14 protein-coding genes and 1 tRNA gene are annotated in these 16,548 nt (G+C 63.1%); 12 read left to right on the plus strand and 3 right to left on the minus strand.

Going from position 1 to position 16,548, the window contains the following annotated elements; translation table 11 throughout:
* The first annotated feature begins 2 nt into the window (after positions 1–2).
* The 4 genes from FEV53_RS11290 (at position 3) to gcvP (ending at position 5,770) form a co-directional block, all read left to right on the plus strand.
* Complete coding sequence (locus FEV53_RS11290; protein ID WP_142834909.1) at positions 3–1,046, plus strand: sn-glycerol-3-phosphate import ATP-binding protein UgpC; 1,044 nt, start codon at positions 3–5, stop codon at positions 1,044–1,046.
* Positions 1,047–1,351: 305 nt separating this feature from the next.
* Positions 1,352–2,464, plus strand: a complete 1,113-nt coding sequence (gcvT, locus tag FEV53_RS11295; protein WP_142834910.1) for a glycine cleavage system aminomethyltransferase GcvT — start codon at positions 1,352–1,354, stop codon at positions 2,462–2,464.
* 12 nt (positions 2,465–2,476) lie between these two features.
* Complete coding sequence (gene gcvH, locus FEV53_RS11300; RefSeq protein WP_142834911.1) at positions 2,477–2,842, plus strand: glycine cleavage system protein GcvH; 366 nt, start codon at positions 2,477–2,479, stop codon at positions 2,840–2,842.
* 93 nt (positions 2,843–2,935) lie between these two features.
* Entirely contained in the window at positions 2,936–5,770 is a 2,835-nt protein-coding gene (gene gcvP / locus FEV53_RS11305; protein ID WP_142834912.1) for an aminomethyl-transferring glycine dehydrogenase, read from the plus strand.
* 50 nt (positions 5,771–5,820) lie between these two features.
* Here gcvP and FEV53_RS11310 read toward each other — a convergent pair whose 3' ends face one another.
* A complete protein-coding gene (locus FEV53_RS11310; protein WP_142834913.1) occupies positions 5,821–7,077 on the minus strand; it encodes a DUF2254 domain-containing protein in 1,257 nt (418 codons plus the stop codon).
* A gap of 76 nt (positions 7,078–7,153) precedes the next feature.
* Here FEV53_RS11310 and FEV53_RS11315 point away from each other — a divergent pair.
* Both FEV53_RS11315 and FEV53_RS11320 read left to right on the plus strand, forming a co-directional pair.
* Positions 7,154–7,229: transfer RNA gene (locus tag FEV53_RS11315), tRNA-Ala, on the plus strand.
* Between the two features lie 83 nt (positions 7,230–7,312).
* Positions 7,313–8,365 carry a dipeptidase gene (locus FEV53_RS11320; protein WP_142834914.1) on the plus strand — a complete coding sequence of 351 codons (1,053 nt, stop codon included), beginning with the start codon at positions 7,313–7,315 and terminating at the stop codon, positions 8,363–8,365.
* 6 nt (positions 8,366–8,371) lie between these two features.
* On the opposite strand, the gene FEV53_RS11325 is transcribed toward FEV53_RS11320, so the two are convergent.
* A complete protein-coding gene (locus tag FEV53_RS11325; RefSeq protein WP_142834915.1) occupies positions 8,372–8,920 on the minus strand; it encodes a YceD family protein in 549 nt (182 codons plus the stop codon).
* A gap of 96 nt (positions 8,921–9,016) precedes the next feature.
* Here FEV53_RS11325 and FEV53_RS11330 point away from each other — a divergent pair, with 96 nt between their 5' ends.
* Positions 9,017–9,466 carry an outer membrane protein assembly factor BamE gene (locus FEV53_RS11330; RefSeq protein ID WP_142834916.1) on the plus strand — a complete coding sequence of 150 codons (450 nt, stop codon included), beginning with the start codon at positions 9,017–9,019 and terminating at the stop codon, positions 9,464–9,466.
* 3 nt (positions 9,467–9,469) lie between these two features.
* On the opposite strand, the gene msrB is transcribed toward FEV53_RS11330, so the two are convergent.
* Positions 9,470–9,862, minus strand: a complete 393-nt coding sequence (gene msrB / locus FEV53_RS11335; protein WP_142834917.1) for a peptide-methionine (R)-S-oxide reductase MsrB — start codon at positions 9,860–9,862, stop codon at positions 9,470–9,472.
* Between the two features lie 119 nt (positions 9,863–9,981).
* Between msrB and FEV53_RS11340 the strand changes: the two genes are divergently transcribed.
* The 5 genes from FEV53_RS11340 (at position 9,982) to FEV53_RS11360 (ending at position 16,523) form a co-directional block, all read left to right on the plus strand.
* Positions 9,982–10,710 carry a GNAT family N-acetyltransferase gene (locus FEV53_RS11340; protein ID WP_142834946.1) on the plus strand — a complete coding sequence of 243 codons (729 nt, stop codon included), beginning with the start codon at positions 9,982–9,984 and terminating at the stop codon, positions 10,708–10,710.
* Between the two features lie 38 nt (positions 10,711–10,748).
* Positions 10,749–12,566: an ABC-F family ATP-binding cassette domain-containing protein gene (locus FEV53_RS11345; protein ID WP_142834918.1), complete on the plus strand. Its 1,818-nt coding sequence runs from the start codon at positions 10,749–10,751 to the stop codon at positions 12,564–12,566.
* A 77-nt stretch (positions 12,567–12,643) separates the two neighbouring features.
* Complete coding sequence (gene cysS, locus FEV53_RS11350) at positions 12,644–14,095, plus strand: cysteine--tRNA ligase (protein ID WP_142834919.1); 1,452 nt, start codon at positions 12,644–12,646, stop codon at positions 14,093–14,095.
* A gap of 74 nt (positions 14,096–14,169) precedes the next feature.
* Positions 14,170–15,786 (plus strand): citramalate synthase, encoded by a 1,617-nt coding sequence (gene cimA / locus FEV53_RS11355; RefSeq protein WP_142834920.1) that lies wholly within the window; start codon positions 14,170–14,172, stop codon positions 15,784–15,786.
* Positions 15,783–16,523: a squalene/phytoene synthase family protein gene (locus FEV53_RS11360; protein WP_142834921.1), complete on the plus strand. Its 741-nt coding sequence runs from the start codon at positions 15,783–15,785 to the stop codon at positions 16,521–16,523. Before cimA ends, FEV53_RS11360 begins: the two co-directional genes overlap by 4 nt.
* Positions 16,524–16,548 lie beyond the last annotated feature (25 nt).

Below are 16,548 nucleotides of genomic sequence, written 5' to 3' on the forward strand. Positions count from 1 at the left end.
CGATGGCGACTGTTGATCTGAAAGATATCAAGAAAAGCTTCGGCAAGGTGGACGTGATCCACGGGGTCGATATGGAAATTGCCGATGGCGAGTTCATCGTCATCGTCGGCCCATCGGGCTGTGGCAAGTCCACGCTCCTGCGCATGGTTGCGGGGTTGGAGACGATAACCTCTGGCGAGCTTCTGATCGGCGGCAAGCGCGCCAATGACACCGAGCCTATGGACCGGGACATTGCCATGGTGTTCCAGAACTACGCGCTCTACCCGCATATGACCGTCGCGGATAACATGGCCTACGGTCTGAAAATCGCCGGTATGCCCAAGGACCAGATCAAGGCGAAGGTGCAAGAGGCTGCCAAGCTTCTGCAACTCGACCACCTTCTGGACCGCAAACCCCGCGAGCTCTCGGGCGGTCAGCGTCAGCGGGTCGCCATGGGCCGTGCCATCGTACGCGAGCCTTCGGTGTTCCTCTTCGACGAGCCTTTGTCGAACCTCGACGCGAAATTGCGGGTGCAGATGCGACTGGAGATCAAGGACCTTCAGGCAAAGCTTGGCATCACATCGCTCTACGTGACCCACGATCAGGTCGAAGCCATGACCATGGCGGACCGGATGATCGTGATGAACGGGGGCGTGGCTGAGCAGATCGGCACGCCGCTCGATGTGTATGAGCGCCCCCAAACGATCTTTGCCGCGCAGTTCATCGGGTCCCCTTCGATGAACCTGATGGACGGTCGGATCGACGGCGGCCAGTTGAAGGTGAACGATGTGAGCCTTGGGCCAGTGGATACCCGTGAGGGCGACGTAACGGTTGGCCTGCGGCCCGAGCATGTCTTCGCTGATAGTGCTGGCGTCTTGCGGCTCAACGTCCACCAATCCGAACCGCTGGGGGCGAACACGCTCTTGCACGGCACGCTGGAAGGCAAAGCGTTCACCGCGAGCTTGCCGGGGGTGCATCGTATGCCCGGAAATGACCGGGACATGTCGCTCAACTTCGCATCGGAAAATCTGCATCTTTTCGACCCGAAGACCGGCAAGAGGATCTGACATCTTTCAGCAGGCGAATGTGCGTGCTCAAATTCGGATCGCGGCGGGGGAGAGATCCCGTATGGCAGGAACGGTGAGCGTGGTACCGGGCTCACCGTGCTGACCTCAAAAAGTCATGGGCCGCGCGCGCCGGTTTAGCTTGTCCGGATGATCCGACGGGGGCCGACCGCTTCCGTTCAGTTGGCGGGTCTGGCAGCTAAATCGGATCGTGTGGATGTCCACGCTTGCAGCGAGGTCGCTTAGCAAAGATAACGGTCAGCATTGTCTACAGCGTGCAGTTATGCGCGCGGATGCCGGGAGGGGCCATGACCGATCTGTTGCGGACGCCGCTGTTCGATCTCCATCAGGAGCTCGGCGCGCGGATGGTGGAATTCGCGGGCTATGAGATGCCGGTGCAATACAAACCCGGCGTGCTGAAGGAACATCTTGCCTGCCGCGAGGGAGCTGGCCTCTTTGACGTGTCCCACATGGGACAGGTGGTGATTCGCCATCCGGAGGGACCAGAGGCCGCGGCGGCGGCGCTGGAACGGCTCGTGCCTCAGAACGTGATCGACCTGAAGCCCGGACGCCAGCGCTATGGTCTGTTTTTGAACAATGCAGGCGGCATTCTTGACGACCTGATGATTGCGCGCCGTGAGGACGACCTGTTTCTCGTGGTGAATGCGGCGTGCAAGGAACAGGACGTGGCGCTGCTCAAGTCCGGCCTGCCCGATTGCGAGGTTGAGGTCATTGACCGGGCGCTCATCGCCCTGCAGGGACCGCGTGCCGAGGCTGTTCTGTCCGGGATCGTTCCTGCGGCTGCGGAGATGGCCTTTATGGATGTGCTCAGCGCCGGATCGGAGTTTGGCGAGCTGTGGATCTCGCGGTCTGGCTATACCGGCGAGGATGGCTATGAGATTTCGGTCGCGCCCGATCAGGCGGTTTCGCTGGTCCGCAAGCTGCTCTCGGCCGATGGGGTTGAGCCCGTTGGCCTGGGCGCCCGCGATTCGCTCCGCCTTGAGGCTGGGCTGTGTCTTTATGGGCATGATCTGTCGACCGAGACGACGCCGGTTGAGGCCGATCTGCTTTGGGCGATCCAGAAGACCCGTCGGTCAGGTGGCACCCGCGAAGGCGGCTTCCCTGGAGCAGAGACCGTTCTTGCGCAGATCGCGGAGGGTGCCACGCGCAAGCGCGTTGGCCTGAAGCCCGAGGGCCGTGCGCCCATGCGCGAGGGCGTGGAGCTGTTCGACGGTGACCAGAAGGTGGGTGAGATCACTTCCGGGGGCTTTGGCCCCACGGTCGGCCATCCCATCGCCATGGGTTACGTGGATATTGACTATGCCGCGATTGGCACAACACTGACCGGCGAGGTGCGCGGCAAGCGGCTCCCGGTACAGGTCGTTGATCTGCCTTTCCGCCCGGCCACCTACAAACGCTGACAGGAGAGAGCGATGAAATTTACCGAAGAGCACGAATGGCTGCGCCCTGAGGACGGTGAGGAGAACGTGGTGGTGGTGGGAATCACCGACCACGCACAGGAACAGCTGGGCGAGCTGGTTTTCGTGGAACTCCCCGAAGAAGGTCAGACCGTGGCCAAAGAGGACGAGGTCGCGGTGATCGAGAGCGTCAAGGCCGCTTCCGAGATCCTTGCCCCGGTTGACGGAGAGATCGTCGAGGTGAACTCGGCTCTGGTCGAAAATCCGGCTCTGGTGAACGAGGATCCGCTGGGCGGGGGCTGGTTCTTCAAGATGCGGCTTGAGGACATGTCGGTTCTCGATGAACTCATGGACGAGGCCGCCTACAAGAAGTTCATCTGATCGGAGCGACGACTCTTCTGTGAAGAATCGGGCCTCCGGCGGGGGTATTTGGGGAAAGATGAAGGGGCCGGGACGGCTCCTCGGGAGAATGAGATGCCGTTTCAGCCGACGGATTACGAACCCTTTGACTTTGCCAATCGCCGCCATATCGGACCCTCACCGGCCGAGATGGCGGAGATGTATGATGTGTTGGGCGTCTCGTCGCTTGATGCGCTGATCGACGAAACGGTGCCTGCCGCGATCCGGCAGGGGGCGCCGCTGGATCTCGGTGCTGCGGTGACTGAGCGCGAGCTGATGTGGGAGCTTCGTCAGCTCGCCAAGAAGAACACTGTGTTTTCCTCGATGATCGGGCAGGGGTTCTACGGTACGGTGACGCCGCCTGCGATCCAGCGCAATATTCTGGAGAACCCGGCCTGGTACACGGCTTATACGCCGTATCAGCCGGAGATTTCGCAGGGACGGCTTGAAGCGCTGCTGAACTTCCAGACGATGATCACCGATCTGACCGGTCTTGACGTGGCCAATGCGTCATTGCTGGACGAGGCGACCGCGGCGGCCGAGGCGGTGACCATGGCGGGCCGGGTTGCGAAATCCAAGGCCCGCGCGGTTTTTGTGGATGAGAACTGCCATCCGCAGAATATCGACGTGATCCGCACCCGCTGCGAGCCGCTCGGGATCGAAGTTGTCGTCGGGGCGCCGGACGACATGGTGGCGTCGGAGGTGTTTGCCGGGATCTTCCAGTATCCGGGCACCTATGGCGACGTGCGGGACTTCACCCCGGAGATCGAGGCGCTCCACGCCGAAAAGGCGCTGGGCATCGTCATCGCCGACCCGCTCGCCCTGACGCTCCTGAAGGAGCCGGGTGCCATGGGCGCGGATATCGCCGTGGGCTCGACCCAGCGGTTCGGCGTGCCCATGGGCTATGGCGGTCCCCATGCCGCCTATATGGCCTGCAAGGACTCCATGAAGCGGTCCATGCCGGGGCGTATCGTCGGGGTTAGCATCGACGCACGCGGCAATCAGGCCTACCGCCTGTCGCTCCAGACCCGCGAACAGCATATCCGCCGTGAAAAGGCGACCTCGAATGTCTGTACGGCGCAGGCGCTTTTGGCGGTGATGGCGGGTTTCTACGCCGTGTTCCACGGGCCGGAGGGGCTGAAAGCCATTGCCCAGCGCATCCACCTGAAGGCAGCGCGGGTCGCGCGAGCCCTGGAGGGTGCGGGGTACGAGGTTGCTCCGCATCACTTCTTTGACACGATCACCGTGGAGTGCGGCGCGCTGCGGAACGTCATCTTCCGGGCTGCCGCCGAAGCGCGGGTCAACCTGCGCAAGGTAGGCAAGACCCGGCTGGGCATCGCCCTCGACGAGACCACCCGCGACGAGACGGTTGGACGTCTTCTTGGCGCGTTTGGCGTCGAGATGGGCGCGCCGGAGACGACTTACCGGTTGCCTGATGATCTCGCCCGCCAGACCAGTTATCTGGAGCATCCCGTGTTCCACATGAACCGGGCCGAGACCGAGATGATGCGCTACATGCGGCGTCTGGCGGACCGGGATCTGGCGCTTGATCGCGCGATGATTCCGCTCGGCTCCTGCACCATGAAGCTCAACGCCGCTGCCGAGATGGCCGCGATCACTTGGCCGGAATTTTCATCGCTGCACCCATTTGCCCCCGCTGAGCAGGCCGAGGGTTATGCCGAAATGATCTCCGACCTGTCCCGGCAGCTTTGTGAGATCACCGGCTATGACGCCATGTCGATGCAGCCCAACTCCGGGGCACAGGGAGAATATGCGGGGCTTCTGACCATCCGCGCCTATCACGCGGCCAATGGCGACAGCCACCGCCATGTCTGCCTCATTCCGGTCAACGCCCACGGCACCAACCCGGCTTCTGCGCAGATGGCGGGGATGACTGTCGTTGTGGTGAAATGCACCGAGCGCGGCGATATCGACGTGGAAGATTTCCGCGCCAAGGCCGAGGCGGCGGGCAAGGATCTGGCCGCCTGCATGATCACCTACCCCTCGACCCACGGCGTGTTTGAGGAAACGGTGCGCGAGGTCTGCGAGATCACCCACCAGCATGGGGGGCAGGTCTATCTGGACGGGGCCAACCTGAACGCCATGGTGGGTCTTTCCCAGCCGGGTAAGATCGGTGCCGATGTGAGCCACCTGAACCTCCATAAGACTTTCTGCATTCCCCACGGGGGGGGCGGTCCGGGCATGGGGCCTATCGGCGTGCGCGGCCATTTGGCGCCCTATCTACCGGGATTTGGTGATGAGTCCGGGGCGGTCTCGGGTTCACCCTTTGGCTCCGCCTCAATCCTGCCGATCTCGTGGTCTTATTGCCGGCTCATGGGTGGCGAAGGACTGACGCAAGCCACCAAGGTCGCGATCCTGAACGCCAACTACATCGCCGATCGGCTCGAAGGCGCCTATGACATTCTCTATAGGGGGACGAATGGCCGGGTGGCCCACGAGTGCATCCTCGATGTGCGTCCGTTCGAGAAATCGGCGGGAGTGACCGTGGATGACATCGCCAAGCGCCTGATCGACAATGGCTTCCACGCGCCGACCATGAGTTGGCCGGTGGCCGGGACGCTGATGGTGGAGCCGACAGAGAGCGAAACCAAGGCCGAGCTCGACCGCTTCTGCGACGCCATGCTGGCGATCCGCGATGAGATCCGGGACATCGAGGAAGGCCGGGCGGATCGCGACAGTAATCCGCTGAAACACGCGCCGCATACGGTCGAGGACCTCGTAGGCGATTGGGACCGGCCCTATAGCCGCGAACAGGGTTGCTTCCCCAAGGGCTCGTTCCGCGTTGACAAATACTGGGCGCCGGTCAATCGCGTGGACAACGTCTATGGCGACCGGCATCTCGTGTGTACCTGCCCGCCTCTGGAGGCCTATCAGGACGCTGCCGAATAAGGCGGACTCAGCAAGAGAAGCCGGCGCCCTCTTGTGGGGCGCCGCCTGTTTCAGATGATCTCGGACGGAGATGAGGCGACAGCTATTTCTTCGATCCGAGCCACATCCCCCGCAAGCCGCATGGCGTCGCGCGCCAGCGCCAGACTGTCGGCGCTCAGTTGCCGGGCAGCGGTTGCCACGGCATTGTTGGGATGCCGGGTCAGGACCGCACACGCCCGCTGCACAGACACCACAACTTCGACAAATCCCGCCCCGTCGCGGGCGAGGGGGTAGAGGCTCTCCCTCACCAGCGCGCGCATGTCGAGGGGCGGGGCATACACATCAGGCGCCACAGGCTCGTCCATCTGTTCCTCGACCGGGATCTCCATGATCAGCCGGGTGATCCGCGAAATCGCGTTCACCCCGGTCTGCGGATCGTTCGTGCCGGGCGACAGGGCCCGGTCGCCGATCTCGCTCATGATCATCAGCGCGTGGCCCACATCCTGATCGGGCTCCCGCCGGTCATTGATGGCAATGGCTTTGAAGATCTTCTTCTGCGCCTCGTCTCCCAGCTCACCGCCCACGATCCGCGCGAGAATATCGCCGCGCGTGACCCAATTGCCCGGCCGGTCTTCGAGGTGGATCTGCACGCCATTCTCTTTAGCGACCTCCTGTAGATCGCGCATGTTCACCTGCTGGACAAAGCCTGACTTCTCCGCCCGCACCGCCACTGCGTCGCTGACCGCGTGGCCCAGCGCGGGGAGCCCGCCGAGAAACGGGTTTCGCCCCTGCTCGGTGATGGCCTCTGTGATCCGGTCCTCGGTCTGGCGCAGGGTCCGTTCCACCGATCCCAACCCGTCAAGGTGGGCGACCCAGCGTAACAACGCGATGACGATGGCGATGATGACGACGATCGTCAGGATATAGACTAGGGCCACCTCGTTATCCTGCACGAATCCGAGGTCGAGCATGATGGTCAGGGTCAGGGCGTAGACGAAGGCCCCGATAAAGGTGGCGATCACAGTTTGCGTGCGGCCGTCCTGCTGTAGCAGCCGATAAGCACGGGGGGTGGCCGAAGTGTCGGCGGCCAAATGGGAAGACACCATGATGGACAGGGAGAATGTCGCAACGGACAGCATGGTGCTGGTGATGATCCCCAAGAGGTTTTCGAGGGTCGACATGTTCATGCCGGAGGTCAGCTTGAACGGCAGATAGTTGCTGAGCGGCGCCAAGAGGCTGCCCGCAACCGCCAGGAGGGAGATGAGCGAGGCTCTGATCCAGAGCTTTCGGGAGAAGATGCGCAAGCGCCACATGAGATTTCTGATCATGGGCCGTTAACGCCCCGATTTCCCGCCGGTTCCCCGCTTGACAAGCGCGATCTGCTTCGCCAATTAGCGCCGCAGTGGGGCCGTAGCTCAGTTGGGAGAGCGCGTCGTTCGCAATGACGAGGTCGTCGGTTCGATCCCGATCGGCTCCACCAAAGCCTACCTCCAATGCTTCGTTTGCCTTTGCGCGCAGGGATTATTTACGCCATCCTGTGTCGCGCTGACAGGAGGGGTGACCGTGCAATATCCGCTGATCTTCGACGGCCATAACGATCTCTTGACCCGGCTGATGCAGGCCGGAGGCGTTGGGGCCATCGACACTCTGCTGCAATCCAGTGACGGGGCGATCGACATGCCCGGTGCCGAGGCCGGGGGATTCGGGGGCGGGTTCTTTGCCATCTGGGTGCCGTCCGAGATCGACGCCAGCGCCAACACGGCGGCGATGCAGGGGGATGACGGCTATGACATGCCGCTCCTGCCAGAAGTCCCCATGGAGCCCGCCCGCCGGGTGGTCGAGACACAGATGGCGATTCTCACGGCCCTGGAAGAGCACGGGCTGGTTCGGGTGTGCCGCAACGTCAACGAGCTTCGTGATACCTTGGGAAGTTCGGCCATGGCCGCCATCTGCCACATGGAGGGCGCGGAGGCGATTGGCACCGACATGAGCGGGTTGGGGGATCTCTACGCCCGGGGGCTGCGCTCCCTTGGCCCGGTTTGGAGTCGCCCCACGCGGTTCGGCCATGGCGTGCCGTTTCGCTATCCCTCCGGCCCTGATATCGGGCCGGGTCTGACAGAGGCCGGGCAGCGGCTGGTGACCGAATGTGACCGGCTGGGAATCATGCTCGACCTGAGCCATCTGAACGAGGCCGGGTTCTGGGAGGTGGCGCGGCTGTCCCATCGTCCGTTGGTGGCGACCCATTCGGCGGCGCACGCGGTGTGCCCCCATGCACGTAACCTCACAGACGCCCAGCTCGATGCGATTGCAGAGACGGATGGCATGGTTGGTCTCGCCTTTGCCTGCGCATTTCTTCGGCCCGATGGAAAGATGCGCCCAGACGTGGTGCCCGACACGATTCTGCGCCACCTTGATCACCTGATTACGCGGCTCGGCGAAGACCGGGTTGGGTTTGGCTCCGATTTCGATGGGGCGCTTGTGCCCTATTGGCTGGACAACATCGCCCATTTGACGCGCCTCCGCCGGGCGTTGAAAGACCACGGTTATGATGACGCGCTCATGGAGAAGCTCTGCCACCGGAACTGGTTCCGGGTGCTGGAGAAAAGCTGGGCCTGAAGCGGCCTAGCTGTCCTTTTTCGCATCTTTCAGAAGATCGGCGAGGCCACCAAGCGGCTTCGTCTCTGTCTCCGTGATCGGTGCGGCGCCTTTTGGGCGGGCGGATAGTGTGCCCAACTCTACCCCTTCAGCACGGGGAAAGGCCGGGACGGCGAGGGACAGAGCTTCGATCATCACCGCTTCGAGGTCCAGCACGGCGGGCATTGGCTCGTCCTCAACCTCTTCCGGCATTTCCTGTTCCAACGGCAGGTCCTGGGCCTGCCAGTTGGCGAGATACCGCCGGGTTACGGGCTCGTCGATGCGGGTGGTCACAGGCGCGAGCGTGACGCTGCACGGCTGCACGACGGTCGCCCCGATCTGGCCGTCCAGCACCCAGTCGCGCCCGCCGGAGGGACGCAGCGCACCCTCGAACCGCAGCTTGCGCAGGCTCGTCAGGCCGAGCTCCTCCGCAATCGCGCCGCGCGCGTCTGAATCAGGTGTTAACAGGAATGGCCGGTCCGCGCGCTCGGAGCCGGTCGTCAGACGCAGGCGGGTTTCGTCAGAAGAGCTGGACATGGCGTGGTCTCCATTCTTGATGCCGCTGCCCTCTATGATGTAGGCAGCGACAAGGCCAGATCACTTGGCCTGCACGCAACAACAGGGCCTAGAGTTATGACACGACAGCTGCGACTTCTCGTTCTCGCCGGTGCGGCGCTGATCCTCGCGGCCTGCGCCACTGTCTATCAGACCCATGGCTATGCGCCACCAGCCAATGAGCTGGCGGCTATCGAAGTCGGGCGCTCGACCCAGACCGACGTTGCCGAACTGGTTGGCAGGCCGACGACGGAAGGCATCATAGACGATCGCGGCTGGTACTATGTGGAGAGCCTGTTCCGCCGCGATGACTACCGCCGGGGTGAGGAGATCTACCGACAGGTTGTGGCGATCTCCTTCAGTGAGGCGGGCGTCGTCTCCAACGTAGAGCGGTTTGGTCTCAAAGACGGGCGCGTGGTCCCAATTTCGCGCCGCGTCACCGAAGCCAACGTGCAGGGCGTGTCCTTCCTGCGTCAGCTCTTCCAGTCCATCGGCAATTTCAATCCTGCGGATCTGGCCGGGGAGTGAGACCTAGGTCTCGGGGTCAAACCCCAGCGCCACCCCGTTGATGCAATAGCGCAATCCTGTGGGCGCGGGTCCGTCCGGGAAGACGTGTCCCAGATGGCTGTCGCAGCGGGCGCAGTGCACCTCGGTGCGGCGCATGAACAGGCGGCGATCCTCGGACGTGCCGACGTGATCGGGGTCCATCGGCTGGTAGAAAGACGGCCAGCCCGTGCCGCTGTCGAACTTATGCGCCTTGTCAAATACCGGCAGGCCACAGCCCACGCAGGTAAAGGTGCCGGGACCTTCGGGAAAATCTTCATGGGTTCCGGCCCGCTCGGTGCCGTGCTGGCGGGTGACCTTATAGGCCAGATCGGAAAGCTGGGCGCGCCATTCTGCATCGGTCTTGGTGATCTTATCCATTTCGTCCTTTCCGGCAGTGTCACACTGCCATTAGAAAATCATGCTAACAGACAGTCAGCGGCTCCCCTGTGATGTAGGATCCGTTAGGCTTCGAAAAAAGAGGCGGGAACTGGGGCGTGATGGTGCTGTTGAGCAAAGGCCGATACCGGGTGATCGAGGCGGAGACAGCCGATCAGATCGCGCATGCGATGGCGCTGCGACTGCGGATCTTTCCCGTGGATGCGGCCGGACCCGACCCCTACGACCAGCAATGCCGTCACATTCTGATCGAAGACATCGCTACGGGTGAGGTCGTGTGCACCTACCGTCTGCGAACCGTGCACACCGCCGGCGAAGTCGATGACACCTATTCTGCGCGCTATTACGGGCTCGGAGCCTTGCGGCGCTTCAACGCACCGATGGTCGAGCTTGGGCGCTTCTGTATCGATCCGGACCGGTGCGACGGCGATATTCTCCGGGTCGCATGGGGGGCGCTGACGCGGATCGTGGACCGTGACGGGGTCGGCATGTTGTTTGGTTGCGCGTCCTTCCAGGGAACGGACGCGGCCCAACATGCGGACGCCTTTGCCTTGCTGCACGCCCGCCATGAGGCGCCCGTGCGCTGGCGGCCCCGCGTCAAGGCGCCGCGAATCTTTCAACTGGCCAGCGCATTACGGGGGCCGCTCGATCCGCGGCGTGCCATGGCCGCCATGCCGCCGCTTCTGCGGACCTACCTGACCATGGGGGGCTGGGTGTCGGATCACGCGGTGGTGGACGAAGAGATGGGCACCATGCATGTCTTCACCGGCGTCGAGATCCGCGCGATCCCACCCGCACGTCAGCGGCTCCTGAGGGCCGTCGCCGTCTGATCTTGCCCCGGCGGGGGGCACGCGCTACTGCGCATTTCATGGCACGCGCACCTCTTCTCCAGCTCTCCGACATTTCTCTGACCTTTGGCGGCAATCCCGTGTTTGACGGGCTTGATCTGGTCATCCAGCCGGGCGACCGGGTGGCGCTGGTGGGGCGCAACGGCTCGGGTAAATCCACCCTGATGAAAGTCATGGGTGGGCTCGTTGAGGCGGACCGCGGCGCCCGCGTCCTGTCACCGGGCACCACCGTCGGCTATATGGAGCAGGAGCCGGAGATGGCGGGGTTCGCCACGCTGGGCGATTTCGCGGGCTCCGGTCTCGATTCGTCCGAGCGCTATAAGGTGGATATGGTCGCCGAGGGTTTGACCTTTGATCCGGATGCGGACCCTGCAACGGCATCTGGGGGTGAGCGGCGCCGGGCGGCGCTGGCGAAATTGCTGGCCGAGGATCCGGCGCTGATGTTGCTGGACGAGCCGACGAACCACCTCGACATCCGCGCGATTGCGTGGCTGGAGGAACAGCTCAAGGCCACGCGCTCGGCCTTTGTGCTGATTTCCCACGATCGCGCCTTTCTCCGCAACCTGACCCGCGCGACCCTTTGGGTGGATCGCGGCGCGGTGCGGCGTCAGGAAAAGGGATTTGAGCATTTCGAGGACTGGCGCGACAAGGTCTGGGAAGAAGAAGACCTCGCCCGGCATAAGCTGGACCGCAAGATCAAGTCCGAGGGACGCTGGGCCGTCGAGGGGATCTCGGCCCGCCGCAAGCGCAATCAGGGCCGGGTGCGCGCCTTGCAGGAGCTGCGCAAGACCCGCTCCGAGCAGATCCGCCGCCAGGGTACCGCGGCGCTGGAACTCGATGCGGGACCCCAGAGTGGCAAGAAGGTGATCGAGGCCGAAGGCATTGCCAAAACCTACGGTGACCGCCGGATCCTGCGTCCCTTTTCGATCAAGATCGGCCGGGGTGACAGGGTGGCGTTGGTTGGCCCGAACGGCGTGGGTAAGACGACGCTTCTGAAGACGCTCACCGGTGAGCTGACCCCTGACGAGGGCACGGTGAAGCTCGGCACCAATCTGGAGATCGCGGTCTTCGATCAATCCCGCGCCGCGCTGGATCCTGACATGAACCTTTGGGAGAGCCTGACCGGCAGCCCCGAGATGCGCGTCTCCGGCAACGCCGATCAGGTGATGGTCCGGGGCACTCCGCGCCATGTGGTGGGCTACCTCAAGGACTTCCTGTTCTCAGAAGCGCAGGCCCGTGCGCCGGTCCGGTCCCTGTCCGGTGGTGAGAAGGCACGTCTGCTCCTCGCCAAGCTGATGGCGCAGCCCTCGAACCTGCTGGTGCTCGACGAGCCGACCAACGATCTCGATATCGAAACGCTGGATCTGTTGCAGGATCTGCTGGGCGAATATGACGGCACGGTTCTGCTGGTCAGTCACGACCGGGATTTCCTCGACCGGGTGGCGACGCAGACTGTAGCCTTCGAGGGAGACGGGCGGGCGACCGTCTATGCGGGTGGCTGGTCCGATTATCAGGCCCAAAAGCCCAAAGAGGAAACGGCCGCCGGAGCAAGGCCCGGAAGCGCGAAGGCGAAATCCTCAGGATCTCCGGCGCGGGAGCAAGCACCGCAGACTGGCCTCAGCTTCACCGAGAGCCACCGGCTCAAAGCCTTGCCCGCCGAGATCGCGCGGGTGGAGGCGGAGATCGGTAAGCTGCATGAGCTGATGTCCGATCCCGAGCTCTACACCCGCGAACCGGTAAAATTCGCCAAGGCGACTGAAGCGTTGACCGAACGGCAGACCCGGCTCGAGGCTTTGGAGGAGGAGTGGCTGACGCTGGAGGAAAAGGCGGGAGGGTAATCGCGCACGCGGGGGACTTGCGCGCACGGCCTGTTCTTGCGACACCCCGCCCGCAACCCTTTGCAGCAGGACCCGAGATGACCCAGATCCGCCTGACCAACTCCGCCACGAGATCGAAGGAAGATTTCGTCCCGCTCGATCCGGAGCGGGTGCGGATGTATGTCTGCGGACCTACGGTCTATGACCGTGCGCATATGGGGAATGCGCGGTCGGCTGTGGTGTTTGATACGCTCTACCGGCTGTTGCGGCAGGTCTACGGGGCCAAACACGTCACCTATGTGCGCAACATCACCGACGTGGATGACAAGATCAACGCCCGTGCCGCCGAGAGCGGGCGGTCGATCAGCGACATCACCGCTGAGACCTCCGGCTGGTATTTCGACGATATGGGCGCGCTGGGTTGCCTGACGCCCGACGAAAACCCGCGCGCGACGGCCCATATCGGCGGCATGATCGAGATGATCTCCGACCTGATCGCCAAAGGTCACGCTTATGAAGCCGAGGGGCATGTTCTGTTCTCGGTTTCGAGCTACGAGGCTTATGGGGCTTTGTCGGGGCGGTCGGTCGATGACATGATCGCGGGCGCCCGGGTCGAGGTCGCGCCCTATAAGCGTGATCCGATGGATTTCGTCCTTTGGAAGCCCTCCGAGGCGGGCTTGCCCGGATGGGAGAGTCCGTGGGGTGTCGGGCGTCCGGGTTGGCATATCGAGTGCTCTGTGATGTCGGAAGCCTTCCTTGGTGAGACCTTTGATATCCATGGCGGCGGAGGGGATCTGCAATTCCCGCACCATGAAAACGAGATCGCCCAATCGGTCTGCGCCCATGGCGGCGCGCCGATGGCGCGCTACTGGCTGCATAACGAGATGTTGCAGGTCGAGGGGCGCAAGATGTCAAAATCCCTCGGCAATTTCTTTACAGTTCGAGACAAGCTCGACAGTGGCTTGCCAGGCGAGGTTATGCGCTTTGTGCTGCTCTCGGCCCATTACCGCAAGCCGATGGACTGGACAGAGCAAAAAGTTAAAGAAGCAACAGCGGTTCTTGATCGATGGTTTTTTGCTCTCAATGTGGCAAGCTTTTCCGAGAGCATGAAACAGGTCCTCATCAACGGGGGAGTTTGGCAGCCTGACGAGAAAGTCGTCGACTGCCTCGCGGACGATCTGAACCTACCCGGGGCGATAGCCCGTCTTCACGAGATTTTCAGACCGGGGCAAGCCGTCCAGATGGCGTCTTTCGCGGCCAGTCTTGAGTTGATCGGTTTGATCAATGACTGGGATACTTTTCACCACTTCCTGCGAGGCGGAGTGTCTCACACTGGGGAAGGGGATCGTCCCGGAGAAGTATTGGTGCAGGAACTCTTGCTCTATCGGGAAGATGCAAAGGCCCAGAGGAATTACGATCTTGCGGACCGCATCCGCGATTCGCTGATCAATGCTGGTGTGGTGGTCAAAGATTCTCGTGGCGGTTCTGGGTACGAACTCACCAGAGATTTCGACTCCTCAAAGTTACCGGGACCGGACAACTTTGACTGAACTTGGGAGGGGCGCCGCCCCGCTGCCCTGCCGGGCAGCCCCCGGGATATTTGAAGACAGGTGAAGGGGCCGTCATGGCAGAGCGTCTCTATCTCTACGACACGACCTTGCGCGATGGGCAGCAGACCCAGGGGGTGCAGTTCTCGGTGGCCGAGAAGCAGGCGCTGACGGTGATGCTGGACCGGCTGGGGATTGACTATATCGAGGGCGGCTGGCCCGGCGCGAACCCGACCGACAGCGCTTACTTCGAGGCGGTGGGCGAGACACGGGCCACGATGGCGGCGTTTGGCATGACCAAGCGGTCGGGGCGGTCGGCGCAGAACGATGATGTGCTGGCGGCAGTGCTGAACGCGGGGACCTCCGCGGTCTGTCTGGTTGGCAAGTCCCATGACTACCATGTGGAAGCGGCGCTTGGGATTTCACGCGAAGAGAATGTGGAGAATATACGCGCCTCCGTCGCCCATTGTGTGGCAGAGGGGCGGGAAGCTCTGTTCGATGCGGAGCACTTTTTTGACGGTTATTATTCCGATCCGGGTTATGCGCTGGAGTGCCTGAGGGCGGCCCATGAGGCGGGCGCGCGCTGGGTGGTTTTGTGCGACACCAATGGCGGGACCTTGCCTGCGGAAATCGGCCGGATTGTCTCGGAGGTGATTGCGGCAGGCATTCCCGGCGACCGGCTGGGCATTCATTGTCACGATGATGCCGGGATGGCGGTGGCGGGGTCTCTGGCCGCCGTCGAGGCGGGTGCGCGCCAGATTCAGGGGACGCTGAACGGGCTGGGCGAGCGCTGCGGTAACGCCAACCTGATTTCGCTGATCCCGACCTTGCTGCTGAAAGAGCCCTATGCCAGCCGGTTTGATACCGGGGTGACGGTGGAGGGAATGAAAGCGCTGACGCGGATTTCGCGCCAGCTTGATGACATCCTGAACCGGGTGCCGCGCAATAATGCGCCTTATGTGGGCGCGTCGGCCTTTGCCCATAAGGCGGGGCTGCACGCATCTGCGATCCTGAAGGATCCGTCGACCTACGAGCATGTGGATCCCTCGACGGTCGGCAATGCGCGGGTCATTCCCATGTCCAATCAGGCGGGCCAGTCGAACCTGCGGCAGCGGCTGTCGGAGATGGGGATTGGGGTGGAAAAGGCCGATCCGCGCCTGTCCCGGATCCTTGAGGAGATCAAGGATCGCGAGGATCGCGGCTACTCCTACGACACCGCGCAGGCCAGTTTCGAACTTGTGGCGCGACGCGAGCTGGGCTTGCTTCCCCAGTTCTTTGAGGTGAAGCGCTACCGGGTGACCGTCGAGCGTCGCAAGAATAAGTATAACCGCATGGTGTCGCTCTCCGAGGCTGTGGTGGTGGTGAAGATCGGCGAGGAAAAGCGCCTCTCCGTGTCCGAGAGCATGGATGAGACAGGCTCGGACCGGGGGCCGGTGAACGCGCTGGCGCGCGCGCTGGCGAAGGATCTCGGGCCCTATCAGGACGCTATCGACGACATGCATCTGGTGGATTTCAAGGTGCGCATCACCCAGGGCGGCACGGAGGCCGTGACCCGGGTTATCATCGACAGCGAGGATGGCGAAGGGCGGCGCTGGTCCACCGTGGGCGTGTCGGCGAATATCGTCGACGCGTCCTTCGAGGCGCTGATCGACGCGGTGACGTGGAAGCTGATGCGGGACGGGCAGGGGGCATGACGCTTCAGGCTTGTGCCGAGTTTGTCCGCAAGGGCGACCCGGATCGGTTCCGTGCTGTGATGGCTGCCCCACCGGCTGCCCGGGAAAAACTCTTTCCGATCTATGCCATGAATGTGGAGGTGTCGCGCGCGCCTTGGGTCACGCAGGAGCCGTTGATCGCCGAGATGCGGCTGCAGTGGTGGCGTGACGCACTGGATGAGATCGCCTCGGGCGGTCCTGTCCGGCGGCACGAGGTGGTGACGCCACTGACTGAGGTTCTTGACGCCGAGGGCGCGCGGCTGCTGGACGGCGTTGTAGTGGCGCGGCGCTGGGACATTGCGCGCGAGCCTTTTGTTGATACAGCGGCGCTGATCCGGCATCTGGAGGCCACGGCGGGCACGCTCATGTGGGTCGCGGGCCGGGCCTTGGGGTCCGATCAGGAAGCGCCGCTGCGCAAGATTGGTACAGCGGGGGGCGTCGCGAACTGGCTGGTCTCGGTTCCCTCTCTGAAAGCGCATGGGCTGCAACCACTGCCTGATGAGAGTGACTCCGGGATCGTTGCGCTGGCACGCGAAGGGCAAAAGCTGCTGAGCCGTGTCCGCGGACCGGGACGGATCGCCGCTCTGTCTGCATCGGAGGCGCAGCCGGTTCTGCAACGGGCCATTCGGGATCCGGGTCTGGTCGCAGGCGCCGCGCTGGAGAGACCCCAGGCTGTGCGTTCAGCGCGATTGTTGCGCCTGGCGATGATCGGACGCTGAGACTCGCGACGTTGATCCGGGACCC

The organism is Palleronia caenipelagi, from assembly GCF_007004065.1.
In the GTDB taxonomy this organism is placed as follows: Bacteria; Pseudomonadota; Alphaproteobacteria; order Rhodobacterales; family Rhodobacteraceae; genus Palleronia; species Palleronia caenipelagi.